Source organism: Lachnospiraceae bacterium JLR.KK008, from assembly GCA_037015955.1.
GTDB lineage: Bacteria > Bacillota > Clostridia > Lachnospirales > Lachnospiraceae > VSOB01.
The window spans coordinates 2078659-2105553 of sequence record CP143548.1 but is presented as its reverse complement, the minus strand read 5'-3'; the positions used below and the strand labels follow the sequence as shown (position 1 = coordinate 2105553).

The 26895-nt window shown below is 52.5% G+C and carries 24 protein-coding genes; 20 read left to right on the top strand and 4 right to left on the bottom strand.

Annotated elements, in window-relative coordinates; all coding sequences use genetic code 11:
- Nucleotides 1-147 precede the first annotated feature (147 nt).
- The 10 genes from V1224_10580 (at nucleotide 148) to V1224_10535 (ending at nucleotide 10747) form a co-directional block, all read left to right on the top strand.
- Entirely contained in the window at nucleotides 148-1209 is a 1062-nt protein-coding gene (locus V1224_10580) for a D-ribose ABC transporter substrate-binding protein (protein ID WWR14936.1), read from the top strand.
- Nucleotides 1210-1302: 93 nt separating this feature from the next.
- A complete protein-coding gene (locus V1224_10575; GenBank protein ID WWR14935.1) occupies nucleotides 1303-1881 on the top strand; it encodes a DUF2291 family protein in 579 nt (192 codons plus the stop codon).
- 13 nt (nucleotides 1882-1894) lie between these two features.
- Nucleotides 1895-3436 carry a sugar ABC transporter ATP-binding protein gene (locus V1224_10570; protein WWR14934.1) on the top strand — a complete coding sequence of 514 codons (1542 nt, stop codon included), beginning with the start codon at nucleotides 1895-1897 and terminating at the stop codon, nucleotides 3434-3436.
- A 15-nt stretch (nucleotides 3437-3451) separates the two neighbouring features.
- Nucleotides 3452-4498 (top strand): ABC transporter permease, encoded by a 1047-nt coding sequence (locus tag V1224_10565; GenBank protein WWR17464.1) that lies wholly within the window; start codon nucleotides 3452-3454, stop codon nucleotides 4496-4498.
- A 50-nt stretch (nucleotides 4499-4548) separates the two neighbouring features.
- The gene (gene rbsD / locus V1224_10560) at nucleotides 4549-4950 is read left to right on the top strand and encodes a D-ribose pyranase (protein ID WWR14933.1); all 402 of its coding nucleotides are present in this window, start codon (nucleotides 4549-4551) and stop codon (nucleotides 4948-4950) included.
- Nucleotides 4951-4987: 37 nt separating this feature from the next.
- A complete protein-coding gene (locus V1224_10555) occupies nucleotides 4988-6388 on the top strand; it encodes an L-fucose/L-arabinose isomerase family protein (protein WWR14932.1) in 1401 nt (466 codons plus the stop codon).
- A 25-nt stretch (nucleotides 6389-6413) separates the two neighbouring features.
- On the top strand, nucleotides 6414-7238 hold the full coding sequence (locus tag V1224_10550; GenBank protein ID WWR14931.1) for a transketolase: 825 nt from the start codon (nucleotides 6414-6416) through the stop codon (nucleotides 7236-7238).
- Between the two features lies 1 nt (nucleotide 7239).
- Nucleotides 7240-8172 (top strand): transketolase C-terminal domain-containing protein, encoded by a 933-nt coding sequence (locus tag V1224_10545; GenBank protein ID WWR14930.1) that lies wholly within the window; start codon nucleotides 7240-7242, stop codon nucleotides 8170-8172.
- Between the two features lie 51 nt (nucleotides 8173-8223).
- Complete coding sequence (locus V1224_10540) at nucleotides 8224-9702, top strand: glycerol kinase (protein ID WWR14929.1); 1479 nt, start codon at nucleotides 8224-8226, stop codon at nucleotides 9700-9702.
- A 46-nt stretch (nucleotides 9703-9748) separates the two neighbouring features.
- On the top strand, nucleotides 9749-10747 hold the full coding sequence (locus tag V1224_10535; GenBank protein ID WWR14928.1) for a LacI family DNA-binding transcriptional regulator: 999 nt from the start codon (nucleotides 9749-9751) through the stop codon (nucleotides 10745-10747).
- Nucleotides 10748-10837: 90 nt separating this feature from the next.
- Here the strand turns inward: V1224_10535 and V1224_10530 are convergent, their stop codons facing one another.
- Nucleotides 10838-12154 (bottom strand): hemolysin family protein, encoded by a 1317-nt coding sequence (locus V1224_10530; protein ID WWR14927.1) that lies wholly within the window; start codon nucleotides 12152-12154, stop codon nucleotides 10838-10840.
- Nucleotides 12155-12312: 158 nt separating this feature from the next.
- Between V1224_10530 and V1224_10525 the strand changes: the two genes are divergently transcribed.
- The 6 genes from V1224_10525 (at nucleotide 12313) to V1224_10500 (ending at nucleotide 19744) form a co-directional block, all read left to right on the top strand.
- Nucleotides 12313-12687, top strand: coding sequence for a TIGR04086 family membrane protein (locus V1224_10525; GenBank protein WWR14926.1), 375 nt, complete (start codon nucleotides 12313-12315; stop codon nucleotides 12685-12687).
- A 145-nt stretch (nucleotides 12688-12832) separates the two neighbouring features.
- The gene (gene scfA, locus V1224_10520) at nucleotides 12833-12979 is read left to right on the top strand and encodes a six-cysteine ranthipeptide SCIFF (GenBank protein WWR14925.1); all 147 of its coding nucleotides are present in this window, start codon (nucleotides 12833-12835) and stop codon (nucleotides 12977-12979) included.
- A gap of 183 nt (nucleotides 12980-13162) precedes the next feature.
- A complete protein-coding gene (scfB, locus tag V1224_10515) occupies nucleotides 13163-14539 on the top strand; it encodes a thioether cross-link-forming SCIFF peptide maturase (GenBank protein WWR17463.1) in 1377 nt (458 codons plus the stop codon).
- 15 nt (nucleotides 14540-14554) lie between these two features.
- Complete coding sequence (gene secD / locus V1224_10510; GenBank protein WWR14924.1) at nucleotides 14555-16750, top strand: protein translocase subunit SecD; 2196 nt, start codon at nucleotides 14555-14557, stop codon at nucleotides 16748-16750.
- A gap of 74 nt (nucleotides 16751-16824) precedes the next feature.
- Nucleotides 16825-18546 (top strand): single-stranded-DNA-specific exonuclease RecJ, encoded by a 1722-nt coding sequence (gene recJ, locus V1224_10505; GenBank protein WWR14923.1) that lies wholly within the window; start codon nucleotides 16825-16827, stop codon nucleotides 18544-18546.
- Between the two features lie 76 nt (nucleotides 18547-18622).
- Nucleotides 18623-19744, top strand: coding sequence for an acyltransferase family protein (locus tag V1224_10500; GenBank protein WWR17462.1), 1122 nt, complete (start codon nucleotides 18623-18625; stop codon nucleotides 19742-19744).
- A gap of 29 nt (nucleotides 19745-19773) precedes the next feature.
- Here V1224_10500 and V1224_10495 read toward each other — a convergent pair whose 3' ends face one another.
- From V1224_10495 to V1224_10485, 3 genes are all read right to left on the bottom strand, one after another.
- On the bottom strand, nucleotides 19774-20787 hold the full coding sequence (locus tag V1224_10495; GenBank protein WWR14922.1) for a DUF4397 domain-containing protein: 1014 nt from the start codon (nucleotides 20785-20787) through the stop codon (nucleotides 19774-19776).
- A 116-nt stretch (nucleotides 20788-20903) separates the two neighbouring features.
- Nucleotides 20904-21074, bottom strand: coding sequence for a hypothetical protein (locus V1224_10490; protein ID WWR14921.1), 171 nt, complete (start codon nucleotides 21072-21074; stop codon nucleotides 20904-20906).
- Between the two features lie 2 nt (nucleotides 21075-21076).
- The gene (locus V1224_10485; GenBank protein WWR14920.1) at nucleotides 21077-21292 is read right to left on the bottom strand and encodes a (2Fe-2S)-binding protein; all 216 of its coding nucleotides are present in this window, start codon (nucleotides 21290-21292) and stop codon (nucleotides 21077-21079) included.
- A 317-nt stretch (nucleotides 21293-21609) separates the two neighbouring features.
- On the opposite strand from V1224_10485, the gene V1224_10480 reads away from it, so the two are divergent.
- From V1224_10480 to fmt, 4 genes are read left to right on the top strand one after another with little or no spacing between them, the layout of a single operon-like run.
- Complete coding sequence (locus V1224_10480; GenBank protein ID WWR14919.1) at nucleotides 21610-23088, top strand: UDP-N-acetylmuramoyl-L-alanyl-D-glutamate--2,6-diaminopimelate ligase; 1479 nt, start codon at nucleotides 21610-21612, stop codon at nucleotides 23086-23088.
- Nucleotides 23085-25349 (top strand): primosomal protein N', encoded by a 2265-nt coding sequence (gene priA, locus V1224_10475; protein WWR14918.1) that lies wholly within the window; start codon nucleotides 23085-23087, stop codon nucleotides 25347-25349. The genes V1224_10480 and priA overlap by 4 nt, the downstream gene beginning before the upstream one ends.
- A 19-nt stretch (nucleotides 25350-25368) precedes the next feature.
- Nucleotides 25369-25866, top strand: a complete 498-nt coding sequence (gene def, locus V1224_10470) for a peptide deformylase (GenBank protein WWR14917.1) — start codon at nucleotides 25369-25371, stop codon at nucleotides 25864-25866.
- Nucleotides 25856-26884 carry a methionyl-tRNA formyltransferase gene (fmt, locus tag V1224_10465; GenBank protein ID WWR14916.1) on the top strand — a complete coding sequence of 343 codons (1029 nt, stop codon included), beginning with the start codon at nucleotides 25856-25858 and terminating at the stop codon, nucleotides 26882-26884. The genes def and fmt overlap by 11 nt, the downstream gene beginning before the upstream one ends.
- Nucleotides 26885-26895: the final 11 nt, after the last annotated feature.

The following is a 26895-nucleotide window of genomic DNA, read 5'->3' as shown; positions in this document are numbered from 1 at the left end:
GTCATTATAAATGTGAAAACTGTCGAAGTTAAAAATTTTTACTCGTAAAATATTGAAATATTTATATAAATAATTTATAATTCCAAACAAGCAATCGCAACGGTTGCGAACAACAATTTCAAAACAGGAAAAGGAGGAAACCGTATTATGAGAAAGAAAGTTTTGGCAACGCTCCTGAGCGTGGCTATGGTCGCAGCGATGCTTGTCGGCTGCGGAAGCACACCGCAGGAGACGGCACCGGCACAGGAAGCAGCGCCGGAGGCACAGGAGGAAGCGCCCGCAGAGGAAGCGGAGGCGCCGGAGGAAGCACCCGCAGAGGCATCAGGAGAATTGCTTCCGGGCGGCGGCAGCAACATCATTTACTGCATCACCCCTTCCACCTCCAACGCTTATTTTAAGACCGTACAGGATATTGCAACCGCAAAGGGTACGGAACTGGGCTATGAAGTGAAATGCTTCTCCCATGACGATGATGCGGCGACACAGCTTGAGATGTTCGAGGCAGCGATCGCAGACGGCGCGGCAGCAATTATCTGTGACAATGCAGGTGCAGACGCTTCCATCGAGGCAATTCAGAAAGCCTATGACGCAGGAATCCCGACTTTCCTCGTAGACCGTGAGATCAATCAGTCCGGTCTTGCAGTCGCACAGCTTGTAGCAGACAATGCACAGGGTGCGGCAGCGATCGCGGAAGCATGGGTCGAGGCAATGGGCTATGAAGGCAAATATGCGGAACTGCTCGGTCTGGAATCCGACACGAACTGTCAGGTACGTTCCGAGAATTTCCACTCTGTCATCGATGAATATCCGGACATGGAGATGGTAGCACAGCAGTCTGCAAACTGGGATCAGACGCAGGGCTACGAGAAAGCGGAAGCAATCCTTCAGTCCAATCCGGAGATCACAGGTATCATCTGCGGCAACGACACGATGGCATGTGGCGCAGTTCAGGCATGTATCGATGCAGGCCGTGATGACATCAAGATTATCGGTGTGGATGGCTCCGATGACGCAGCGAACTATATCAAATCCGGAAACATGGTCGGTACGGCGCTTCAGCAAATCGCACTGATCACAGAAATGGCAGTAGAGCAGGCTGACGCTTATCTGAAGGGCACAGCTCCCGCAGAAGAGAAACAGCTCGTTCCCTGTGTGGCAATTACAGCCGATAACGTAGATAAATTATCTGCATTTGTTTATACAGAGTAATCGGATAGCAGGGAAACGGAAAGGGACGGCGTGGTATGAGTCGTCCCTTCTTTCCCCGGAAAGATAACAAAACGGGATAATAGGAGAAGGAATATGAAGAAAAAACTGGTTCTTATGATCACGGCAGTTATGGCATCGCTGAGTATCACGGCCTGCGGTATTGTTACGGTCGTGCCGATTGGGCAGGAGAGCTCTTTTACCGGGCAGCAGGAGTTTGATTCCAGCGCGGAATCGAGCAATGACTGGACGGCCGTGGTAGATGAGCTGAAAGCGAATGCCACAGACGCGGCACAGGCGATCGGTGCGGGCGTCGGAGGCGGCACGGCAGTGACCGGAACGGCGAAGATCGTGGAATACAATACGGAGACGCCCAAGCATTACCTGCTCGTGACACTGGACGGCTATGAGGGGGAAGTGCAGATACAGGCAGGCGGTGTCTATTCCGGTACGGCGCTTCGGGATACCCAGACACTCAAGGGGTTCGAGAGCTTTACCAACCAGACAGAATGGTCTCAGTATGCGAAAGCGCTGAACAAAGAGGCAGATACACAGGTCGTGGCGCCTCTTGGACTGGACGAGAGTGTGGCCGGCAAGACGGTGACATTTACAGGGGCAGCGGCGGAGAGCAGCGGTAAGATTGTGATCACGCCGGTAGAAATGTCGATTGAATAAAAGGAGGAGCATTATGTTTGATAATCCGAATGTTGTTCTCCATTGTGAAAAAATAGATAAGATTTATCCGGGCACGAAAGCGCTGGATGGCGTTTCTTTTGACCTGTTAAAAGGAAAGGTAAACGTGCTGATCGGTGAGAACGGCGCCGGGAAATCCACATTGATGAAAATGATCGCGGGGATCGAGCAGCCGTCGAACGGCAAAATGTACATGGACGGGGAAGAAGTATTTTTTAAGGATACGACGGCGGCCAGAGAAAAGGGCATTGGTATCATTCATCAGGAACTGAGTCTGTTTCCAAATCTGACAGTGTATCAGAATATCTTTATGAACCATGAACATAGAAAAGGGAAGCTGTTTCTTGACGACAAAGCCCATGTGGAGGGTGCAAAGAAGATATTAGAGCGGCTGGAACATGAAATCCCGCCGGAAACGCTTGTCGGAGATCTGCGTGTAGGGCAGCAGCAGATGGTGGAGATCGCCAGAAATCTCATCCAGGACGATCTGCGGGTACTGATTATGGATGAGCCGACCTCCTCTCTCTCGGCGGCGGAAGTGAAGGTATTGTTTAAGATTATGCGGGAACTGATGGCGGACGGTATTTCCATCGTCTATATATCGCATCGTCTGGAGGAGATCATGGAGATCGGGGACCATGTGACAGTGCTTCGGGACGGCAAATATGTAGCGGATGCGGATGTCAGGGACATCGAGCTGAGCTGGATCGTGGAAAATATGGTCGGCAAGAACACGCAATATCACAGATTCGAGAGAAGCATCGATCTGAACAAGGCGGAAAAGATATTGGAGATCAAAGATCTGACCCTGCAGAAAAAGGGCGGCGGGTACCTTCTGGAACACGTGAACATGCACCTGAAAAAGGGCGAAGTACTCGGCATTTACGGACTTCTGGGAGCCGGGCGCAGCGAATTGTTCGAGTGTCTGATGGGAATGCGTCCCGAGCACAAAGGGGAGGTGATCTATCAGGGGAAGCCGCTGAAGATCAGAAGTATTTCCGAGCAGATCAAAAACGGGTTCGCCATCGTACCGGAAGACCGCCAGCGTCAGGGACTGATCCAGACATTGGACATCTGCAAGAATACATCCATCGCCTCGATGAAGAAATATGTCAAAGGAATTTTCCTCGACAATAAGGAAGAGGAAAAAGCGGTAGAGGAACAGATTGCGGACATTCATATCAAGGTGGCAGATAAAAAGCTCCCGATCCTGTCTCTGTCCGGCGGAAACCAGCAGAAAGTCGTGATCGGCAAGGGGATTCTGACTGATCCTACGGTGCTGCTGCTCGACGAGCCGTCCAGAGGGATCGACATTGGCGCCAAGACGGAAGTTTTTGAGATTATCCATGAGTACGCGGAGCGGGGTCTGTCCATTATCGTCATTTCATCCGAGCTGAAAGAGATCATGGCCATCGCGGACAGGATCTACATATTGTCAAACGGGAAATGTACGGGCGAACTACAGGGAACTGAGATCACCGAGGATGCACTCGTACGGGCATCTTATGCCGGACTTGGCACCGGCGCGCATGCGTAAGATGGAAAGGAGCGAATTATGAAAACGAAGAAAATGAATTCCAATCAGATGCTGATGACGCTGCTCAAAGGACGTACCTTTATCGTTCTGATTATCCTTGTCATATTTTTCAGCATCGTCAAAGATAACTTTTTAGACCCGTCGACGATGACGATGATTGCGAAACATGTGGCCTTATACGGTATTCTTGCACTCGGCATGACGTTTGTCATCATCACGGGCGGCATTGATCTGTCGGTCGGATCGGTTGTCGGCCTGATCGGTATGCTTGCCGGCGGTCTCATCCAGGAGGGGCTGACGTTACAGTTTGCCGGTGTGACGCTCTATTTCAGCGTGCCGGTCATCGTCCTCGTCATGCTCATCATCGGCGCGCTGATCGGCTGGATCAACGGTCTGATCATCACCAAGCTGAACGTGGCGCCGTTTATCGCCACCCTGGGCACGATGTATATCTGCCGCGGATTCGCGAATCTGCGTTCCGGCGGTGCGACCTTCCCGGACATTGCCGGTTATGAAGGACTGGGAAATACAGGATTTAAAACGCTGGGCAGCAACATTGCCAGCATTCCGGCGGGCGTCTATGTATTTGCCGTACTGGCAGTCATCGCCGTCATCCTGCTGAAAAAGATGCCATTTGGCTGGTATGTGCTCGGTGTGGGCGGCAACGAGAAGTCTGCAAGGCTTTCCGGAATCAAGGCCGATCAGATCAAGATTCTCGTCTATATGCTTTCCGGCTTCTGCGCGGCCTGGGTCGGGATGATTAACACGGCGCAGCTTTCCGCAGCTCATCCGGCTTCCGGTGACGGCTGGGAGATGAACGCCATTGCTGCCACTGTGCTCGGCGGTACTTCCATGGCGGGCGGCTCCGGCACGATCCTCGGTACGGTCGTGGGCGCTTTCGTTATCGGTGTTATCAATGACGGTATGACAATGTGCGGCGTGTCCGAGTTCTGGCAGAAGGTCATTCGTGGCCTCGTGATTATTCTCGCAGTTGTCATCGATCAGACGCAGAGAAATCTTCAGGCTAAGATGGCGCTGCAGGCCCGCAATGAGAATAAATAACCATACATTACAGGCAGTGAATATTACAGGAAGGCAAAGGGGATAAGACAATGAAAAAAAACGGTATTTTACATGCGCAGCTCATCGGATTGATCGCTGCACTAGGACATAAAGATACGTTTATGGTCGGTGATGCGGGTATGCCGATCCCCAAAGGGGTGCCGGTTGTGGATCTGGCGCTCTGCGGCGGTGTTCCGACGTTCCGGCAGACGATGGATGCGATACTGGCAGAGACGGAGATTGAGGCTTATACGATCGCGGAAGAGATTGATGAGAAAAATCCCGAACTGCTTGCTTATATTCATAAGAAACTGCCGGATGCGGAGGAAGAGAAGATTCCTCATGCGGACCTGAAAAAGATGTCCGCCGAGTGCAGATTTGCAGTGAGGACCGGGGAATTTACCCCGTATCCCAATATTATTTTGAGGGCAGGCGTGGCGTTTCCCGCATAGTGACGGGAGACGCCGGGCGGCAGAAGGAGGAGAGAATATGGCACAGGTAAAACTTGGCTACGCACCGACGAGAAGGAGTATTTTCAGCGCGCCGGATGCGATCAAATACAGAGGCATCATTGCCGACAGATTAAAGGAACTGGGCATCGACTTCGTGGACATCACGGACATCAACGAAGAGGGGCTGCTCTATGACGACAACGACCGGATTCGGATTGTCGAGAAGTTCCGGGCGGAGAAGGTGGACGGTCTGTTCCTGCCACATGCAAATTTCGGCACGGAATTTGAGTGTGCGAGACTGGCGAAAGAACTGGGCGTGCCGGTGCTGCTCTGGGGACCGCTTGATGAGAGACCGGAGCCGGACGGGTCGCGTCTGCGGGATACGCAGTGCGGACTGTTTGCAACCGGTAAGGTACTGCGGAGATTCCGCGTTCCCTTTACTTATATGACAAACTGCCGCGTGACCGATCCGGTGTTCGAGCGGGGACTGCGGGATTTTATGGCGGTGTGCAATGTTGTCAGGACATTTAAAAATATCCGTATTTTACAGATTTCCACAAGGCCGTTTGAGTTCTGGTCGACGATGTGCAATGAGGGCGAGCTGCTGGAGAAATTCAATATTCAACTGGCGCCTGTGCCGATGCCGGAACTGACCGACGAGATGAAAAAGGCGAAGGCGGAAGGTACGGAAGTGGCGAAGGTGGTTGCCTATTGCCGGGAACAGATGGAGATTAAAATCAAAGACGATGAGCTGGAGAATGTGGCTGCACTGAAAGTAGCCATGGGTAATCTCGTCAGAAAATACGGCTGCCAGGCGGCGGCGATCCAGTGCTGGAATCAGTTGCAGAGCGAAATCGGCATTATGCCGTGCGCGGCCAATGCGCTTCTGAACGAGGAAGGGATTCCGGTCGTGTGTGAGACGGACATTCATGGTGCGATCACGGCGCTGATGGTGGAAGCGGCTGCGCTGGACGATACAAGGAGCTTTTTCGCAGACTGGACGATCCGCCATCCCGATATTGAGAATGGTGAGCTGTTGCAGCACTGCGGTCCATGGCCGATCTCCTGCGCGCAGGAAAAACCACAGATCACCTATCCGCTGGCTTTCGATCATCCGGGGGCAATCACGGCGCAGGCAAAGCACGGCCTTGTGACGCTGGCGCGTTTTGACGGCGATGAGGGTGAGTATTCCCTGCTTCTGGGCAATGCGAAAGGCGTGGACGGCCCAAAAGGGATGGGCACTTATCTCTGGGTAGAGGTGGACAATATCAAACGTCTGGAGGCGAAGATCGTGGAAGGGCCTTACATTCATCACTGTGTGGGTATTCACAAAGACGTCGTGCCGGTGTTGTATGAGGCATGTAAATATATCGGTGTGAAGCCTGATCTGTATGATCCGATCGAAGAAGACGTAAAGGCATATCTGCGCGGCGAATGAGAGGCTGCGGGAAAGGGAAGAGAACATGGTGAATTATAAGGAACTGTCTTACGACCTGAGAAAAAATGTCGTGGATATGATCGTGGAAGGAAAAGGCGGACACATTGGTGGGGACATGAGTGTCATCGATACCCTGATCGCGCTCTACTTTGGGGTAATGAATATCAGTCCGGAAAATCAGGATGATCCGGACAGAGACCGTTTTGTCATGAGCAAGGGGCACTGTGTGGAGGCGCTCTACGCGGTGTTGGCGGCAAAGGGATTTTTCCCGATCGAAGAGGTCATTCAGAATTTCAGTAAATTCGGTTCGAAATATATCGGCCATCCGAACAACAAACTGCCCGGCATTGAGATGAACTCCGGCTCACTTGGACACGGTCTGCCTGTCAGCGTGGGTATGGCGCTGGCCGGCAAGATGAATGGAAAAGATTACCGCGTCTATACCGTTATGGGAGACGGGGAGCTGGCGGAAGGGAGCGTATGGGAAGGCGCGATGGCGGCATCTCATTATCAGCTCGACAATCTCTGTGCGGTTGTGGACAGAAACCGGCTGCAGATTTCCGGCAATACGGAGGATGTGATGGCGCATGACGATCTGCATGAGAGATTCCGCAGCTTTGGCTGGAATACGGTTGATGTCAGTGACGGAAACGATGTGGAGCAGGTGATCGCCGCACTGGAAGAGGCGAAGACGGTGAAAGGAAAACCGACGGTCGTCATTGCCAATACGGTCAAAGGCTGCGGCTCGGCCGTGATGGAGAACAAGGCAGGATGGCATCACAAAGTGCCGACACAGGAGGAGTATGCGCAGATCATGAAAGATTTTGCAGAGAGAAAGGAGGCACACTGATATGAATAAGATTCCGAACAGACAGGCTATCTGTGATGTGCTGATGGAAAAAGTAAAGACAGATAAGGAGATTGTCGTACTGTGCAGCGATTCCAGGGGCAGCGCGTCGCTGACCGCCTTTGCCAGTACATATCCGGAACATTTTATCGAGACAGGCATTGCGGAGCAGAATCTTGTCAGCATCGCAGCCGGCCTGGCCAAATGCGGGAAAAAGCCGTTTGCTGCGTCTCCGGCCAGCTTCCTCAGCACCCGCAGCTATGAACAGTGCAAAGTGGATGTGTGCTATTCGAATACGAATGTAAAGCTGATCGGCATCAGCGGCGGAATCAGCTATGGCGCGCTCGGTATGAGCCATCACTCGGCGCAGGACATTGCGGCGATGTCATCGATCCCTGGTATGCGCGTCTATCTGCCGAGCGACAGATTCCAGACTGTGAAACTGATCGAGGCGCTTCTCACAGATGACAAACCGGCCTATATCCGTGTCGGCAGAAATCCGGTGGAAGATATTTATACGGAGGATGACTGCCCGTTCGAGATGGACAAAGCGACGGTGCTCTGTGAGGGGACAGATGTGGCCCTGATTGCCTGTGGCGAGATGGTACGTCCTGCCAGGGAAGCGGCCGGGCTTCTCGGAGAGAAAGGCATCAGCGCGACGGTGCTCGATATGTACTGTGTGAAGCCGCTTGACACGGAAGGGATTCTCAGGGCTGCCGGCAATGCCAGAGTCGTGGTGACGGTGGAAGAGCACTCTCCGTTTGGTGGCATGGGTTCGATGGTCAGTCAGGTGATCGGGGAACACTGCCCGAAGAAGGTTGTCAATCTGGCTCTGCCGGATGCACCGGTGATCACGGGCAACTCGAAGGAAGTGTTTGCCCATTATGGACTGGATGCGGAAGGAATCGCCAAAACGGCGGCGGAAGCGCTCGCGTAAGCGCTTTCCGGCAGCAGGCGGTGCGGGTGCACCGGAGAGAAAGGGAAGAATATGAGCAGATATGTGTTGGGGATTGATCAGAGTACCCAGGGCACAAAGGCTCTTTTGTTTGATGAGGAAGGCAGGCTCCTGTGCCGGAGCGACCTTCCTCACAGACAGATGGTAGACGAACGTGGCTGGGTAGAGCATGATCTGGAGGAAATTTACAATAATACGATACAGACAGTGAAAAATCTGGTGGAGAAGGCGGGCATCGACAAATCCGAACTGGCGGTGCTCGGGATCAGCAATCAGAGAGAGACGGCGGCGTGTTGGGAGAAAGAGAGCGGCAGACCGGTGTACAATGCCATTGTCTGGCAGTGCGCCCGGGGCGCGGCGATCTGCGAACAGATTGAGAAACAGGGGTATGCGAGGATGATCCGGGAGCGCACAGGACTACAGTTGTCTCCGTATTTCTCCGCGGCCAAGCTGGCATGGATCTTTCAAAATGTCGACGGGGTGAAAGAAAAGGCCGGAGCAGGCGGGATCGCCTGCGGTACGATCGACAGCTATCTCGTGTACCGGCTCACGGGCGGCAGGCGTTTCCAGACGGACTATTCCAATGCCTCGAGGACGCAGCTCTTCAATATTCGGGAGCTGAAATGGGACAGAGAAATCCTGGATCTCTTTGGCATTGACGTATCCTATATGGCGGAAGTGGCAGATTCCAACGGCGATTACGGGGAGACGGATTTTGACGGCTTTCTGGAAAAGCCGATTCCGATCCGGGGCGTCCTCGGGGATTCCCATGGGGCGCTGTTCGGGCAGGGCTGCCTGCACAAAGGCATGGTGAAGGCGACTTACGGGACCGGTTCTTCGATCATGATGAATACGGGAGAGACACCGGTCTTTACCGATCTCGGCGTTGTCACGTCGCTGGCCTGGTCGCTGGATGGAAAGGTCAACTATGTGCTGGAAGGCAATATCAATTACACAGGCGCGGTCATTACCTGGCTGAAAGACGAGGTAAAGCTGATCGCATCGGCAGGGGAGACGGAAGCGCTGGCGAGAGAGGCCGTGCCGGGCGACCGGACGTACCTGGTGCCTGCCTTTTCCGGTCTGGGTGCGCCTTATTGGGACAGCAGAGCGGCTGCGGTGATCTGCGGCATCACACGGACGACCGGCAAGGCGGAGATTGTACGTGCGGCGCTGGATTGTATCGCTTATCAGATTACCGACATCGTGAAGACGATGAGCGAGGCTTCGGGCATTGCCATCGGAGAACTGCGCGTGGACGGCGGTCCCACCAGGAATAAGTATCTGATGCAGTTTCAGAGCGATCAGCTCGGCATTCCCGTGAGGATTCCCGAGGCGGAAGAGCTCTCGGGCATTGGGGCCGCCTATGCGGCAGGGCTGGCGGCCGGTATACTGGATGAAAAAATATTTGAGAAAATGCGCCGAACCAGTTATAATTCAGAAATAGAAGGGTATGTCCGCGAACAGCGCTACGCAGGATGGAAAGACGCTGTGAAAAGGACCATGACGAAATAACGGCATACCGGAAGACATCAGGTCATTGTAGAGGAAAGCAGCGGCTATGAAAGTAAACATGAAACAGATCAGCGAGATCACGGGGGTTTCCACCGCCACAGTCTCCAACGCCCTGAATTATAAACGCGGCGTGAATGCGGAAACGGCGGCGCGGGTGCTGAAAGCGGCGCAGGAACTGGGATATTTTGACGAGTCCCGGATCACGAAACTGAAGTTCGTCACATTCAAGAGAGACGGAAGCATTGTGGAAGACACTCCCTTTTTCCCGCTGATGCTGACAGGGATTGAGCAGGAATGCCGGGAGAACGGAATGGATATGGTCATGAGCATTCTTGATATGCAGGATATGTATTATGAAGAGCAGGTCAGAAGTCTGCTGCATGATAAATCTTCGGCGATCATAATGCTGGGAACGGAGATGCTCTCCGAAGACATTAAGCTGCTGAACAGGATCACCAATCCCTTTGTTGTTGTCGACTATTGGAACGGAGAGATGTCGTTCAATTCCGTGCAGATCAACAACGAAGATTCGGTTCGTTATGCCACGCGGTATCTGATTGAAAAGGGGCATACACAGATCGGATATTTGCGGGGGAATTTCCGGATTACACCGTTCAAGATGCGGGGTGCGGGGTACCGGTCGGCAATGCGCAGGGCGGGGATTCCCATCCGCGAAGAATACACGCTGACGGTGGGAACGACAATGGACAGCGCCTACGGCGGTATGAAAGCACATCTGGAGCGGGGTGTGAAGCTGCCGACGGCTTTTATCGCGGACAATGACATGATCGCGCTCGGCGCCATGAAAGCGATGACGGAATGCGGGCTGAAAGTACCGGAAGATGTGTCGATCATCGGTTTTGACGATCTGCCGTTTGCGGCGGTGGCTTCCACGCCGCTGACGACGCTCTATGTGCCCAAACAGGAACTTGGCAGGATCGCGGCAAGACGGCTGCAGGAAATCATCCGCGGCGACACGGTGACGACGAAGGTGCATGTGTCCACGACTTTTATCGAGCGGGACAGCGTACGGACTCTGAAATAGAAGGGAACGCTGAATCAAAAGGGATCGCCGCATCGGATGGAAATGCTGAATCAGAAAAGATCACTGCTGGGAAAACAGGCGGAGCAGGCCTCAAATTTCTTCTGTGGGAATATCCATTTCATCATTTTCCTCCGTCTGCGGCGTCATTTCTTCCGGTTCCGGCAGGGTGAGCAGCACTTTTTCAATGCGGTTCTGGTTGATCTCTTCCGCGCGGATTGTCATACCGTTGCCGATCGTGACGGTCTCTCCGGTCTGAGGCAGCCGGTCGAGCGTACCGATGAGGATGCCTGCGATGGAGTCATAGTCTTCGGAGATGAGCTGTATGTCGAGGGCATCGTTGATGTCATCCAGTTTCACATTTCCGGCGACCAGATATTGTCTTTCGCCGACTTCCTTAATCAGTTCCTGTTCATCTTCGTCGTATTCGTCACGAATCTCTCCGACGATCTCTTCCAGCAGGTCTTCCAGGGTAATCATACCGACGCAGGCGCCGTATTCGTTTAAGACGAAGGCGACGTTCATCGTCGCTTCCCGCATTTCCATCATCAGATCAGCCGTTTTCTTATACTCATAAGTGTAATAGGCTTCCCGCAGAATATCCTGAATCCGGAAAGCTCTTTTATTGGGAACAAAGAGAAAATCTTTGATATTGACAATACCGACGACATTGTCCGTGTCATTTTCATAGACAGGGATTCTTGTATACATGGATTCGCGGAAAACGGCCAGCAGATGATTGTAGGAGGCTGTAATGTCCACCATCGTGATGTCGATGCGGGGAATCATAATGTCTTTTGCGGAGGAATCGCTGAAATCAAACACATTGTAGATCATTTCCCGTTCTTCCGTCTCAATGGCTCCGTCCTCGTGGCTCACATCCACATAGGTCTTCAGATCCCGTTCTGTCATGGCGCTCTGTGTTTTGGCAGTGTTGATATGGAAAAGCAGCATGATGGCGCCGGAGAGACGGTCCACGACAAAGATGATCGGTGTGAACAGTACCATCAGTGAGTAGATGATCCCGGCGTAGGCGAGAGAAATCTTTTCGGAATTATACATCGCCCATGTCTTGGGCATGATTTCTCCGAATAACAGGACGAAGAGAGTCAGTGCGCCTGTCATGATACCGACTGCATAACTGCCCCATATGCGGATGGCAAGTGTGGTTGCCAGCGATGAGGCGGAGATATTGACGATATTGTTGCCGACAAGAATCGTGCTCAGCATTTTACTGTAGTTATCGAGTATTTTCTGCACTGTGACGGCGCGTCTGTTTTCCTCTTCAATCAGAGTACGGATCCGTATTTTGTTTACTGTTGTGAGCGCTGTTTCCGCCGATGAGAAAAAGGCAGAGAGCGTGAGCAAAAGAGCGAGAATGAGAAATCCAATCCAACTGTCTGTGTCCAAATAAAAAACCTCCCGATCCATATGTAATGCGGATAAGTGTGTCATCCGGTCTGTGCCTGTCCATGCAGGCCTCCATGTGCCTAATCATATAATAAGATAAAAGAGATTGTCAAGTTCAGCCGCCTCCGGGCATATATATAGGAACAGGAGGTGTGACAATGAAGGCTTCGGTAAAAAACAATTCTTATGTAACCTTTTATTTAAAATGTCTGCTCTTTTCCTATATACTGACGGTAGGCCTGCTTTTATTCCTGGCGCTCTTTCTTTACCGCTTCGGGCTATCGGAGAAAGCGGTGTCGATCTCTATTATTTTTATTTACATAGCCGCCTGCCTGTTTGCCGGATTTGCATCCGGGAAGAAGATGGGCAGTCGGAAATTTTTGTGGGGACTGCTGGCCGGGGTACTGTATTTTACAATTCTTCTCTGTGTATCTGTTGTCATCGAACGCGGGGCGGCGGGAATCTCGGGAAATCTGGTGACGGTATTTTTTATCTGTGCGGGGAGCGGTATGCTCGGAGGAATGATCGGATAGAGGCGTTTGCCGTGAAAGAAATGCGACTGTTTGTTGACGTTTTTTGGAAGTTGTGGTATACTTTTGCCGTTATACAGGAAAGCAGAAAGACAGAGAATATAATATCCGTTTCCGATCAGGGGCGGATGATAAGGAGGATATAAAGATGAAACACATCAAGACATTGAGCACGAGAAATTTACAGGAGTCCATGAAAAAAGGCGGATGCGGCGAGTGCCAGACATCCTGCCAGTCAGCCTGCAAGACGTCCTGCACAGTAGGAAACCAGAGCTGTGAGAAAGCAGGAAAATAAAATCTCCGGGTGCTGGTATGATCTTTGCCCAGCGGTGCCGTAGGGAAAGAACGGGTAAGCAGCGATATTTGTCGCTGCTTATATTATGCGCAGGGACGTATGAGGAAATCAGCCGTCTCACGGCATACGCAGCGCAGAGAAAGAACCGTACAGGGGCATATAAAAAAGGAAGGGAAATTTTACGTGATCCATCAATATAAGAGTAACGGCTACAACATCGTTCTGGATGTAAACAGTGGCTCCGTACATATCGTTGACGACACTGCATATGATCTGATTCCGATTGTGGAAGCGTCACTGCGTGACCAGGTGACAGAGATTTCCGAGATTGCAAGGAGAGCTGAGAGAGAGACTGATTACACGCCGGAGGAATGTCAGGAGACCGTTCGGGAAATACTGGAACTGAAAGAGGCAGGGGCACTTTTTGCAGAAGATGTCTATGAGAACTATATTGTTGATTTCAAAAACCGGGATACGGTTGTAAAAGCGCTCTGTCTTCACATTGCCCATGATTGTAATCTGGCGTGCCAATACTGTTTTGCGCAGGAAGGGGAATACCATGGCAGACGGGCGATGATGGATTTTGAGACGGGGAAGAAAGCGCTTGATTTTCTCGTTGGCAATTCCGGCAACAGAGTCAATCTGGAAGTTGATTTTTTTGGCGGAGAACCGCTGATGAACTGGCAGACCGTGAAAAAGCTGGTCGAATACGGCAGAAGTCTGGAAGAGCCTTATCATAAAAAATTCCGTTTTACACTGACGACAAACGGCGTCCTTCTGAATGATGAGATTGCGGAATTTCTCAACAGAGAGATGAGCAATGTCGTACTTAGCATCGACGGGCGCAAAGAGGTCAATGACAGGATGAGGCCGTTTCGCGGCGGTCAGGGCAGCTATGACCTGATCGTGCCGAAATTCCGGAAGCTGGCGGAGAGCCGGGGGCAGAGTAACTATTATGTGCGAGGCACCTTTACACGTCATAACCTTGATTTTGCGGAGGATGTGCTGCATCTGGCAGATCTTGGCTTTGAACAGATTTCTGTGGAGCCGGTAGTCGCCGGGGAAGAGGAAGCATACGCGATACGCGAGGAGGATGTTCCGGCTTTACTGGAAGAGTATGACAGACTGGCAGCGGCGCTGATTGAGCGCAGCAAAGCGGGGAAAGGGGTCAATTTCTTCCACTTTATGATAGATCTGGAAGGAGGTCCCTGCGTCGCCAAACGGCTCTCAGGCTGCGGCTCAGGGACGGAGTATCTGGCGGTAACGCCGTGGGGAGATCTTTATCCGTGCCATCAGTTCGTCGGTGAGGAAGCGTTTCTGATGGGAAATGTGGATGACGGGATTACGAACACAGAGATTCAGGAGGATTTTAAGAGCTGTAATGTCTATGCGAAGGAGAAATGCAGAGACTGCTTTGCCAGATTTTATTGCAGCGGCGGCTGTGCGGCCAATTCTTATCATTTCCACGGTCATATCAGAGATGCCTATGACATCGGCTGTGAGCTGCAGAGGAAACGGGTCGAATGTGCGATCATGATAAAGGCGGCATTGTCTGAATAAAAAGGAGAAAACAGGATGAAAAAGAGTAGAGCGATACTGATTCTTGCGGTGACGGCCGTATTGCTGGCGCTTTTGTCTTACACGTCCGTGTATGGATTTCCGGTCGGAGTCAATACGGATATGGAGACCGGAGAGCAGACAGTTCTGCTGGCAGGCGCGGCGTCCGACATCAAGCAGGGACTTGATCTGGCCGGCGGTGTGAGCATCACCTATCAGGTAGTCGGTGAGGAGGCGCCTTCGGATGAAGATATGAAGGACACCATCTATAAGCTGCAGCAGCGTGTGGAAGGCTACAGCACAGAGTCTCAGGTATATCAGGAGGGCAGTGACCGGATCAATATCGAGATTCCGGGCGTGTCCGATGCCAATGCCATTTTAGAGGAACTGGGGCAGCCGGGTTCTCTGTATTTTATGGCTTCCGACGGGACAGAAGTGCTTACGGGTACGGATGTGGCCGATGCCCAGGCCGGGACACAGCAGAATCAGATGGGCAACAGTGAGTACGTGGTACAGCTTACACTGACGGAAGAAGGACGGAGCAAATTTGCGGAAGCGACTGCCAAGGCAGCGCCGAATCGTGACATTATCTTTATTTTATATGACGGAATGATCGTGAGCGCGCCCTCTGTGAACGACGAGATTACGGACGGCAAGGCGGTGATTACCGGAATGGCCAGTTTTGAAGAAGCGGACAAGCTGGCTTCCACGATCCGCATCGGTGGATTAAAACTGGAGCTGGAGGAACTTCGTTCGAACGTTGTCGGCGCGCAGCTCGGTTCCGAGGCGATTCAGACGAGTCTGAAAGCCGGCGCGATCGGGATGGGGCTTGTCGTTTTGTTCATGCTTGTCATTTACCTCGTTCCCGGTCTGGCGGCATCGCTGGCTCTGGGGATCTATGTGGGACTGATTGTTGTTCTGCTGAATGCGTTCCAGATTACACTGACGCTGCCGGGGATCGCCGGTATCATTCTTTCGATCGGTATGGCGGTCGATGCCAACGTGATTATTTTTGCCAGGATCCGGGAAGAGCTGGCTACCGGCAAGACCGTACATTCTTCGATCAAGATCGGCTTCCAGAAAGCATTGTCTGCGATTATCGACGGTAATGTGACGACACTGATTGCGGCGCTTGTGCTCGGTGTAAAGGGGAGCGGCAGTGTGAAAGGCTTCGCGCAGACGCTGGCGCTCGGTATTATCGTCTCGATGTTTACGGCGCTGTTTGTGACGCGGCTTATTCTGAACGCGCTGTATGCGCTTGGACTGAAAGATGTCAAATATTACGGCGTAGCCAGAGAGAGGAAGAAGCTGGACTTTCTTTCGAAAAAGATGGTATTCTTTGCGGCTTCCCTGCTCGTGATCGCAGCCGGGGTCGTATGTATGGGGATCAATGCGTCCGGTACGGGAGATGTCCTGAATTACAGTCTGGAATTTAAAGGCGGCACCTCCACCAATATTGTCTTTAATGAGGATTTGAGCATTGAAGAGATCGATGCGCAGGTTGTGCCTGTGATTGAAAAAGTGACCGGGGACGGCAATATTCAGACGCAGAAAGTGAGCGGCACCAATGAGGTCATCGTTAAGACAAGGACGCTCACCGTGGCGGAAAGGGAGACTCTGAACGCTTCTCTGGCCGAGGAATTCGGGGTGGACACGGAAAAGATCACAGCGGAGACGATCAGCTCGACGATCAGTTCCGAGATGCGTGGAGACGCGATCATTGCCGTTGCGATCGCGACGGCCTGTATGCTCGTCTACATCTGGTTCCGGTTTAAAGACATCCGCTTTGCAGCCAGCGCTGTCATCGCGCTGCTTCACGATGTGCTGGTTGTGCTGGCGTTCTATGCGGCAGTAAGAGTATCGGTGGGCAGCACCTTTATCGCCTGCATGTTGACGATCGTCGGCTATTCGATCAACGCGACCATTGTCATCTTTGACAGAATTCGTGAGAATCTCGGGATGGCGAAAAAGAAGGCGGAACTGGCAGATGTGGTGAACGAGAGTATCACACAGACGCTTTCGAGAAGTATTTTCACTTCTCTGACGACATTCTTTATGGTGGCGGCACTGTATGGACTCGGCGTCACATCGATCCGCGAATTTGCGCTGCCGCTGATGGTAGGTATTTTGTGCGGTACGTATTCGTCGATCTGTCTTGCAGGTGCACTCTGGTATGTGCTGCGCACGAAGATTGCGGGAAAGAAGAAAGATTAAGAGGACTTGAAACCTTCTCAGAACGAGAGGGTTTCTTTCATAATAGGACATCAGACAGGATTCCAGGTGGAAGGATGAAGAAAGAAAAGTGGTACATGGCGGCAAAACGAGCCGACTTTGAACAGATTGGCAGGACGTTTTCCATAGACCCGGTCATAGCCAGGCTGATCCGCAACCGGGATGTTGAGGGCGAGGAAGCCATCGGCCGCTACCTGCATGGTACGACAGATGATCTCTATGCTCCGGGCCGTATGAAAGGCCTGACGGAGGCATCGGCCCTGCTGCTTAGGAAAATAAAAGAGAGTGTTAAGATCCGTGTGATCGGAGATTATGACATTGACGGCATTATGGCGGCCTATATATTGACAAAAGGACTGGAAACGCTGGGCGCTGTGGTGGATACGGTCATTCCCCACCGTATTCAGGACGGCTATGGGCTGAATATGGAACTGATCAGGACGGCGCATGAGGAAGGGATCGATACGATTCTCACATGCGATAACGGGATCGCGGCTTATGAACAGATCGTCTATGCCAACAGTCTCGGTATGACGGTCATCGTCACGGATCATCATGAGGTGCCGTTTGAAGAGACAGAAGGAGGCAGGTGTTATCGGATACCGCCTGCCGCCGTGGTCATTGACCCAAAGCAGCAGGACTGCGGTTATCCTTTTTCAGGGATCTGCGGCGCCGTCGTGGCGATGAAGCTGATGCAGGCGCTCTATGAGATGAGCGGATATGGCGCAAAGAAAGCGCTGGATGCCTTTTTGGAGATGGCAGCGTTTGCCACGGTCGGTGATGTGATGGAACTTGTGGATGAGAACCGGATCATCGTCAAATACGGCTTGCGCGCTCTTGAGAATACAGAGAACGCCGGACTGCGTGCGCTGATAGAAGTGTGCGGGCTTTCGGGCCGTACGCTGACGGCCTATCATGTCGGCTTTGTACTGGGGCCCTGTCTCAATGCCAGCGGCCGGCTGGATACGGCGCGGCGGGCGCTGTCTTTGCTGCAGTGCGGGGCGAGAGAGGAAGCGCTTCCCATTGCCACGGATTTGAAACATCTGAATGAGAGCCGCAAGGAGATGACACAGCGCGGTGTGGAGGAGGCCCAGGCGCAAATAGAGAGGCGGGGGCTGGAGAACCGGAAGGTGCTGGTCGTCTATCTGCCGGATTGTCATGAGTCACTGGCCGGTATTATCGCCGGTAGAATCCGGGAGCGCTACGGCAGGCCTGTTTTTGTGCTCACAGATGCGGAGGAAGGGCTCAAGGGGTCAGGGCGTTCGGTCGAAGCCTACTCCATGTATGAGGAGATGAGCAAATGCAAAGACTTATATACTAAATATGGCGGCCATAAGATGGCGGCGGGACTCTCGCTGCCGAGAGAAAATATGGAGCCATTTATCGAGCGGATCGAGACCGGATGTATGCTGACGGAAGAAGAGCTGACGGAAAAGATCCATATCGATGTGCCGATGCCGTTCGGATATGTGACGGACAGACTGCTCTCACAGTTTTCCCTGCTGGAACCATTTGGCAATGGAAACAGAAAACCGCTCTTTGCGCAGAAGAATGTGACGCTGCTTGGAAGCAGGATATTCGGAAAGGACAGGCGGGTAGGCAAATACACGGTTTTGGATGAATATGGAGGCAAGTATGAGCTGACATATTTCGGAGATCAGGAAGAGCTGCTTGCCTTCTGGCAGGAAAAGGGGAAGATCAGTGTTACCTATTACCCGGAGCGCAATACATTCCGGGGCAGGACACAGATACAGTTCGTGCTGCAGAATTTTCAGTAGTCTGTGGAGAAAGACGGATATGCGGGGAGAAAGCAGGCAATGCAGGAATGACAGGGGAAAGGAAAGGGTGAAGAAGATGGAAGGAAAACGGTTGGATTATCTCGACATGGTGAAGGGAGTCGGCATTATTCTTGTCGTAGTCGGACATTCCAGTTATGTCCCGGAAGGCGTGCTGACATGGCTGGCATCCTTTCATATGCCTTTGTTTTTTATCGTATCGGGGATGCTCTTTGCCCATAAACAGTCGGATCAGGAGCCGTTTGGCAACTATGTAAAGCGGCGTTTTCATGGGATGATACTTCCTTATTTCTGGTTCAGCCTCATCTACCTTGGGGTGGACTATTATTATCTGTTTGTCCATCCGCAGGTGATCGATCAGCAGTTTATCAATACGGCTGTCATTCAGAGTCTTTCCTTCTACGGCATTTCCGTGCTGTGGTTTCTGCCGACGATCTTTCTCGGGGAACTGTGCCTTTATGTTCTGATCAGGAAGCAGTATCCCATATGGCTGTTGTGTGTGATCGGCTTTGGCTCCGTATGGGTGCCGGTGCTGGGGGTATGGCTTATTCAGACTTTTATCAAGATGGAGAAAAACGTGTTCTTGGGCTGGTTTGGCAGTCTGTTGATGGCATTGCTGCGGGTATTTCCGGCGCTTGTCTTTTTGATGATCGGATACGGCGTATACTGCTGGCTCTGTGATCTGCGGCTGCGTGCAGGGCAGGAAGTGATGGTAGGCATTCTCTGCCTGTTTCTGAACGGAGCGGTCGCTTTTGCCAATGGCAGGGTAGACATGCACTTTCTCGTGTTTCATAATGTATTTTATTTTTATCTCGGCGCATGCAGCGCGGCCATCGGTCTGCTGCTGATCTTCCGGCATGTAAAAAAAATATGGCTGCTCGGTTTTCTCGGGAGCAATTCGCTGATCGTCATGCTGACGCATCTGGACTGTCAGGTCATGAGTCTGGCAATCCGCTTTGCCGTCGGGATGAATCAGTTCATCCCGAGAGCAAAGAATATCATCTTTTATTTGAATCTGTATGGGGCTTTGCTGGTCGGAGAACTTGTGATGATCGTATTAGTGGGAAAAGTCGGCTTCTTCCTGATCGGCAGAAAGAAGCCGGTGAAACTGGAAGGACCTTCGTGGTGGCAGCGGCTGATAAAACGGCTGCGGGGAACAAAGTTTAAGAGAGTAAAGTAAAAAGGAAGACAGACAGCATGTAAAAAGGATTACTTTCTGTCTTCAATGATCAGGGTACGGATGGCCGTGGGGGATTCGTTCCAGTTGAACATGTAGATGGTGTACTGTGCGTTGCTCCGAACGGTAAGGTCGGTGGACAGCAGCACTTCGTTTGCGCTGGCTACATAGATGTCATAGTGCGCAGGTATGACACGGACATAATTTGTCACTTCTTTGAACATGACATTCTGGAAGACGATGTTGCCGGAGTAGGTGGAGACAGTGAGCGGACCGGCGTTGTGCGAGAGATTGCATGCGCGCAGGCAGGAACCGCCCAGCGGCGTATAGCAGGATGAATCATTGATCTCCACGAGATCAAGTCCTCCGGCTGTGTTGACGATGGCGATGGTCATCGTAGCGCCTACGGTGACACGGATCTGTTTGGTGATGTAGATATAGCCATTTCTGCCGGCAACGGTGATCGTCTGGTAGCCGGAAGAAATGCGGCCATATTCGCTGACTTCCGCGTATTCGAGAGTGTCTACAGCCGTACGGTTATTGACGGAAATGACGAACGGATTGTAGCCGACTGCCGCATTCAGGAAGCGGATCGTGCCATAGCTGTTTGTGTTACAGTAAAAGCACGGCGTGACCGGACGGGGCAGGACCGTGATGATTGTTCCCAGCATGGGAGGAAAGTGATTACCGGGATAGACCGGGCCGCCCTCACCGGGATTGGGCAGGGGGATGACGGGGACGTTGCCATTGTCGCCGGGCATGTTGCCGGGATAGACAGGACCGCCTTCGCCGGGATTGGGCAGAGGAATGACGGGGACGTTGCCATTGCCGCCGGGCATGTTGCCGGGATAGACAGGACCGCCCTCACCGGGATTGGGCAGGGGGATCACAGGTGTTGAGGCACCGTTGTCCGGCTCCGGGTTAAAGTTGTTGCCGGGATAGACGGGACCGCCCTCACCGGGATTGGGCAGAGGAATCACAGGCGTTGCGGCTGCTTTATTGTTATTGCCGTTGCTGTTCATGTACTCGAAATCGTTGGAATTCATAATATCCCTCGTTTATATTAGAATATATTGTATTTTATGATTTGACATGAGAAAGGTGCAACAATTCCTTTTGAGGGACAGAGATGAGACAGTATTTTGGCAATCAAATGAGTTTTTCAGAAGCCGGAGTTGACAAAGTTTCGCATTTCCTGTCTGGAAGTGATCTGCCGTGCCCGTTCAATGACGGCTTTCTTTTCGGAGTCAGACAGACCGGAAAAGCGGTTGAGCGCGTCCAGATGTTTGGCCAGCTCCATGGAGAAACCGATCGGCAGTTCTTCGTCCTTCATGGTCAGCCATCCTTTCTCTCGGATACAAACTGTTCCACCAGATGTCTGACATCTTCCAGGCAGGCGCCGCATACGGTGCCTGCACCGGTAGCTTCCTGCACCTGTTCCAACGTGTCTGCGCCGCCATCGACGGCCTCTTTGATCATACCATTTGTTACACCAAGACAATTACATACAATTTTATCATAATCCATATGAGTTACCTTCCTTTCGCTCATAGTATGCGCATGGACGGAGGGAATTATGCCGGTGTTTTTCTGGCTTTTGGTAAATTTCATCGGGTCTTTATTTTTTCTTAATAAATTTATGTTTTATTTCAGAAAATGGACACATTTTTTCCATATTTATCGGGTATAGTATAAATCAGATAGTCGAATAACAACTCACTATCTCCCCCTCATGAGAAAAGAAAAACCTCCGTTGCCCCGGAGGTTTTTCTTTATATTATAATAGAACAGGTATCCCCTGAATTGCAATCAACGCTGATTTGTGCTATTTTATATAGTAATCTACAAGGAAAGAAAAGAGGAACGATATGGTTCAGGCTTTAACGTTATTGGAGCGGCTTACTTATACCTGTGTGAAGGGAGACCCTGACAGAGAAGTGGGAGCGCTCGTCTATGATTCGAGAAAGATCGAAAGGGACTGCATGTTTGTCTGCATCGCGGGTGCGAATGTGGACGGACACAGTTTTGCGGCGGAGGCGGCGGAGAAGGGAGCCGCTGTGATCGTGGTGGAAAAAGAGGTGGAAATCCCGGATGAAAGCGGGGCGACAATGATCCGCGTGGCGGACACGAGATATGCGCTGGCTTTTCTTTCGGCGGCTTATTTCGGTTATCCGGCGGAGCAGATGAAGATCATCGGCATCACGGGGACGAAGGGCAAGACGACGACGACGTATCTCGTGAAGTCTATTTTGGAACATGCCGGGAGAACCGTGGGACTGATCGGCACGATAGAGGCGGTCATCGGGGAGCGGCATATTCCGGCGGCCAATACGACACCGGAATCCTACGTGCTGCAGCAGTATCTCAGGGAGATGGCGGATGCGGGGTGCGATACGGTCGTGATGGAAGTGTCGTCGCAGGGGCTGATGATGCACCGGACGCAGGGATTTGTCTTTGACATCGGTATTTTTACCAATATCGAGCCGGATCATATCGGACCAAATGAACATAAAGATTTTGAGGATTATATGGCCTGCAAGGGGCTTTTGTTCCGGCAGTGCCGGGTGGGGATCGTGAACTGTGACGACGTCCACTGGCAGAAGGTGACGGAGGGACATACATGCAGGCTGGAAACATATGGATTTTCGGAGAAAGCTGACTTGCAGGCATACAACATGCGTCTTGTGACGAAACCGGGTAGTCTTGGCGTGGACTTTGAGGTGCGGGGGCTGATTGATCTGTCGGTGGAGACGAATACGCCGGGGCGTTTCAGCGTCTATAATGCGCTGACGGCGATGGCGATCTGTGCACATTTCGGGGTCTCCGGGGATGACATCAAGGAGGCGCTGCTTCATGCCCATGTACGGGGCAGGATCGAGATCGTGAAAGTGTCGGATGCGTTTACGCTGATGATCGATTATGCGCATAATGCGATGGCGCTGGAGAGTCTGTTGACGACGCTGAAAGAATATCAGCCGCATCGGCTGGTCTGTCTGTTTGGCTGTGGGGGCAATCGTTCCAGGCTGCGCCGCTATGAGATGGGAGAGGTGAGCGGGCGTCTGGCAGATCTGACAGTTATCACTTCCGACAATCCGCGGGACGAAGAGCCGCAGGACATCATTGATGACATTAAGACGGGGATCGGCAGGACAGCGGGCGAATATGTGGAGATCTGTGACCGTAAGGAAGCCATCGCCTATGTCATTGACCATGGCCAGCCGGGAGATATTATCGTGCTTGCCGGAAAGGGGCATGAGGATTATCAGGAGATCAGAGGAAAGAAATATCCGATGGATGAGAGAGTGCTGATCGCGGATATTTTGCGGGAAAGAGGAAGGACTGTATGATAACAGGCAGATATGCCGATGTCATTGTTGATATTTCTCATGAAAAGGTAGACCGTCCTTTTCAGTACCGGATACCGCAGCCGCTTCTGGGAAAGATCAGTCCGGGAATGTGTGTTGTCGTTCCGTTTGGAAAAGGAGACAGGGAGCGGACCGGGTATGTGATCGGGGTGACCGACAGGCCGGGATATGATGAGGATAAAATAAAGGAAATCCTTCGGATTGCGGATAAAGGAGTGTCGGCCGCCGGAAGTCAGATACGGCTGGCGGCATGGATGAGAGAGCGATATGGTTCGACGATGATCACTGCGCTGAAGACAGTGCTGCCGGTAAAGCAAAGGATGAGAGCGCAGACAAAGCGCCGAATCTCATTGGCGGTATCTTCCGGTGAAGCGGAGTCGATCATCATGGAATGCCGCAGGAAACATCAAAATGCCAGACTACGTCTTCTGGAAACGTTATTTAGCAAAAAAGAGATCGCCTATGAATATGCGGTGAGAACGCTCTCTGTGACGCCGGCCGTTATTCGCGCGCTGGAAGAGAAAACGATTATTGCGGTCAGTTCAGAGGTTTTTTATCGAAATCCGGTCAGAGAAGCGGCCGTGGGAGCCGGTGCGAAGGAGCAGACTGTCGTTTACAGCAGTCAGCAGCAGACCGTGATCGATCATGTGCTGGCGGATTACAGGGCCGGGCGGCCGGGTACGTATCTGCTCCATGGCATTACCGGCAGCGGGAAGACAGAAGTGTACATGGAACTGATCGCCGGCGTGACAGCTCTTGGCAAACAGGCGATTGTGCTTATCCCGGAGATCGCGCTCACATATCAGACGGTGTCCCGTTTTACGTCCCGATTTGGCAGCCGGGTATCGGTCATGCACTCAAGACTCTCCGCCGGAGAGAAATACGATCAGTGGGAGAGGGCAGACAAAGGAGAAATCGATGTAATGATCGGGCCGAGGTCAGCGCTGTTTACCCCTTTTTCCAGATTGGGACTGATTATTATTGACGAGGAGCACGAAGCCAGTTATAAGAGTGAGACGATGCCGAAATATCATGCGCGGGAAGCGGCCCGTGAGCTTGCCTCTTATTACGGCGCGAGCGTCGTGCTGGGGTCGGCGACTCCGTCGCTGGAATCTTATTATGCGTCGGAAACGGGTCTGATCAGACGCTATGAACTGACAAAGCGGTTGACAGGCGGTCAGCTGCCACAGGTATATGTCGAAGACCTGCGGGAAGAACTGCGGCGGGGAAACCGCTCGATCTTCAGCAGCCGGCTGCAGAGGCTTCTGGAACAGCGGCTGGCGGCGGGAGAGCAGAGTATGCTCTTTTTGAACCGTCGGGGATATGCAGGCTTTGTGTCCTGCCGCGCCTGCGGCCATGTAATGAAATGTGTGAACTGTGACGTGTCGCTGTCGGAGCACAGAAACGGACGTCTCGTCTGTCATTACTGCGGTTATGAACAGCCAACCGTAACGGTGTGTCCGGAGTGCGGCTCCAAATACATTGCAGCATTCCGGGCGGGCACGGAGCAGATCGAGGAATGTCTGCACCGGATGTATCCGCAGGCGCGGGTACTGCGGATGGATGCGGACACGACGAGACGGAAAGAGAGCTATGAAGAGATTCTGGCCGCTTTCGCGGGCGGGGAGGCGGATATTCTCGTGGGGACCCAGATGATCGTCAAGGGGCATGATTTTCCAAATGTGACGCTGGTCGGTATATTGGCGGCGGACCTGTCTCTCCATGCGGGAGATTACAGAGCGGGTGAGCGGACATTCCAGCTGCTGACACAGGCGGCAGGCCGGGCAGGCAGAGGGAAAAAGCCGGGAGAAGTTGTCATCCAGACATATCAGCCGGACCATCACAGCATTCGTTATGCCGCCGCCCAGGATTATCAGGGCTTTTATGCGGAAGAGATGGGATACCGCGAGCTACTCGGCTATCCGCCGTCCGCGCATATGCTGGCAGTGCTCATATTATCCGGAGAGGAAAGCACAGGCAGAGAGCTGGCGGAGCGGCTTGTGCGGGAGACGGCGGGCGCTCTGTCCGAGTCTTCGTACCGGGAGAAGAAGGTACAGGTGATTGGTCCGGCGCCAGCCGGTATCGGCAGGATTGCGGGTCAGTACCGGACTGTTTTTTACGGAAAATGCAGTGATATGACAGCGCTTATTTACATAAAGGACAGACTGGAAGCGTTTCTTGATGAGCAGAAGACTCAGGGGGAAAGTGTACAGTTTGATTTTGACCCTATGAACAGTTATTGACAAGAGGAGGAAAACAGGTATGGCAATCAGAACGATCCGGGAAATCGGAGATGGTGTGTTACAGAAAAGATGTAAGGAAGTGACAGAAATGACGGCGCGCACGTCGCAGCTCATCGATGATATGCTTGATACGATGTATGAGACGAACGGTGTCGGCCTGGCGGCATGTCAGGTCGGTATTCTGAAGCGGATCGTAGTCATCGATACGACGGGGGAAGATCCGTATGTGCTGATTAATCCGCAGATAATGGAGACGAGTGGTGAGCAGATCGGCCATGAGGCGTGCCTGAGCGTACCGGGAAAGACCGGTGTCGTCATACGTCCGAATTATGTGAAGGTGCGGGCGCTGGACCGGGATATGAAGCCGTTTGAACTGGAGGCCACAGAGCTTCTGGCACGGGCAGTCTGCCACGAGACGGAGCATCTCGACGGACATCTCTATGTGGAGAAAGTCGAGGGCGAGCTGATGAATGTGGAAGATATGGAAGAGGATGAGGAGCTGCAGGATGAAAGGTGAGAAAATGACTGATCCGGTCAAAATCTGTTTTATGGGGACACCGGATTTTGCGGTGGGTGCACTGGAGGCGCTCATTGCAGCGGGATATGAGATCGTCTGTGTCGTCACCCAGCCGGATAAACCGAAGGGAAGAGGCAAGGCCGTACAGTTTCCGCCGGTAAAGGAATGTGCACGCAAACATGACATTCCGGTCTTTCAGCCGGTGAAGATCAAGGCGCCGGAGGCGGTAGAGGAATTAAAAAAATATGAGGCGGAGCTGTTTGTCGTCGCTGCGTTTGGCCAGATTCTTTCGGCGGAGATTCTTCGGATGCCCAGATATGGCTGCATCAATATCCATGCTTCTCTGCTTCCGAAATACAGGGGGGCGGCCCCGATCCAGTGGGCAATCTTAAACGGAGAGACGGAGACGGGCATTACGATCATGCAGATGAACGAAGGACTGGATACCGGTGATATGCTGGCTAAGCGGGTCGTGCTGATCGAACCGACTGAAACGGGGGACAGCCTGCACGATAAACTGATGGCGGCAGGTGCATCACTTGTGACAGAGACGATACCGCGGTTTGTGCAGGGAGAAATCACGCCCGAAAAGCAAAATGATGCCGATTCCAGCTATGCGAAGATGCTGCGCAAGTCTCTGGGAAATATAGACTGGAAAAGCGATGCGGCGTCGCTTGCACGGCTTGTGCGGGGGCTGAACTCCTGGCCCGGTGCGTATACGGTGTTCCGAGGTAAAAATCTGAAAATATGGGAAGCGCAGGAAGCGGCCGAAACGGGGCAGAGCAGGAGGCCGGCCGGCGAGGCAGATGAGGCGCAGCCTCCGGACACCGTGGCGGCACGGGCCGGATGCGACTCTCCGGGTACGGTTGTCAATGTGACGAGAGAGACGATCGAAGTTATGACAGGCCGGGGAATCCTGATTTTAAAGAGCGTGCAGCCCGAAGGCAAAAAGAGGATGCAGGTAAAAGACTTCCTTTTGGGGTATCCTGTAAAGGCCGGGGAGAGACTGGGTGAATAGCCGTCTGTCAC

What these genes read in the sequence shown, in the direction of transcription:
- V1224_10580 (WWR14936.1), top strand. Translation starts at nt 148, where the DNA reads ATGAGAAAGAAAGTTTTGGCAACGCTCCTGAGCGTGGCTATGGTCGCA.
- V1224_10575 (WWR14935.1), top strand. Translation starts at nt 1,303, where the DNA reads ATGAAGAAAAAACTGGTTCTTATGATCACGGCAGTTATGGCATCGCTG.
- V1224_10570 (WWR14934.1), top strand. Translation starts at nt 1,895, where the DNA reads ATGTTTGATAATCCGAATGTTGTTCTCCATTGTGAAAAAATAGATAAG.
- rbsD (WWR14933.1), top strand. Translation starts at nt 4,549, where the DNA reads ATGAAAAAAAACGGTATTTTACATGCGCAGCTCATCGGATTGATCGCT.
- V1224_10555 (WWR14932.1), top strand. Translation starts at nt 4,988, where the DNA reads ATGGCACAGGTAAAACTTGGCTACGCACCGACGAGAAGGAGTATTTTC.
- V1224_10550 (WWR14931.1), top strand. Translation starts at nt 6,414, where the DNA reads ATGGTGAATTATAAGGAACTGTCTTACGACCTGAGAAAAAATGTCGTG.
- V1224_10545 (WWR14930.1), top strand. Translation starts at nt 7,240, where the DNA reads ATGAATAAGATTCCGAACAGACAGGCTATCTGTGATGTGCTGATGGAA.
- V1224_10540 (WWR14929.1), top strand. Translation starts at nt 8,224, where the DNA reads ATGAGCAGATATGTGTTGGGGATTGATCAGAGTACCCAGGGCACAAAG.
- V1224_10535 (WWR14928.1), top strand. Translation starts at nt 9,749, where the DNA reads ATGAAAGTAAACATGAAACAGATCAGCGAGATCACGGGGGTTTCCACC.
- V1224_10525 (WWR14926.1), top strand. Translation starts at nt 12,313, where the DNA reads ATGAAGGCTTCGGTAAAAAACAATTCTTATGTAACCTTTTATTTAAAA.
- scfA (WWR14925.1), top strand. Translation starts at nt 12,833, where the DNA reads ATGAAACACATCAAGACATTGAGCACGAGAAATTTACAGGAGTCCATG.
- secD (WWR14924.1), top strand. Translation starts at nt 14,555, where the DNA reads ATGAAAAAGAGTAGAGCGATACTGATTCTTGCGGTGACGGCCGTATTG.
- recJ (WWR14923.1), top strand. Translation starts at nt 16,825, where the DNA reads ATGAAGAAAGAAAAGTGGTACATGGCGGCAAAACGAGCCGACTTTGAA.
- V1224_10500 (WWR17462.1), top strand. Translation starts at nt 18,623, where the DNA reads ATGGAAGGAAAACGGTTGGATTATCTCGACATGGTGAAGGGAGTCGGC.
- V1224_10495 (WWR14922.1), bottom strand. Translation starts at nt 20,787, where the DNA reads ATGAATTCCAACGATTTCGAGTACATGAACAGCAACGGCAATAACAAT.
- V1224_10490 (WWR14921.1), bottom strand. Translation starts at nt 21,074, where the DNA reads ATGAAGGACGAAGAACTGCCGATCGGTTTCTCCATGGAGCTGGCCAAA.
- V1224_10485 (WWR14920.1), bottom strand. Translation starts at nt 21,292, where the DNA reads ATGAGCGAAAGGAAGGTAACTCATATGGATTATGATAAAATTGTATGT.
- V1224_10480 (WWR14919.1), top strand. Translation starts at nt 21,610, where the DNA reads ATGGTTCAGGCTTTAACGTTATTGGAGCGGCTTACTTATACCTGTGTG.
- priA (WWR14918.1), top strand. Translation starts at nt 23,085, where the DNA reads ATGATAACAGGCAGATATGCCGATGTCATTGTTGATATTTCTCATGAA.
- def (WWR14917.1), top strand. Translation starts at nt 25,369, where the DNA reads ATGGCAATCAGAACGATCCGGGAAATCGGAGATGGTGTGTTACAGAAA.
- fmt (WWR14916.1), top strand. Translation starts at nt 25,856, where the DNA reads ATGAAAGGTGAGAAAATGACTGATCCGGTCAAAATCTGTTTTATGGGG.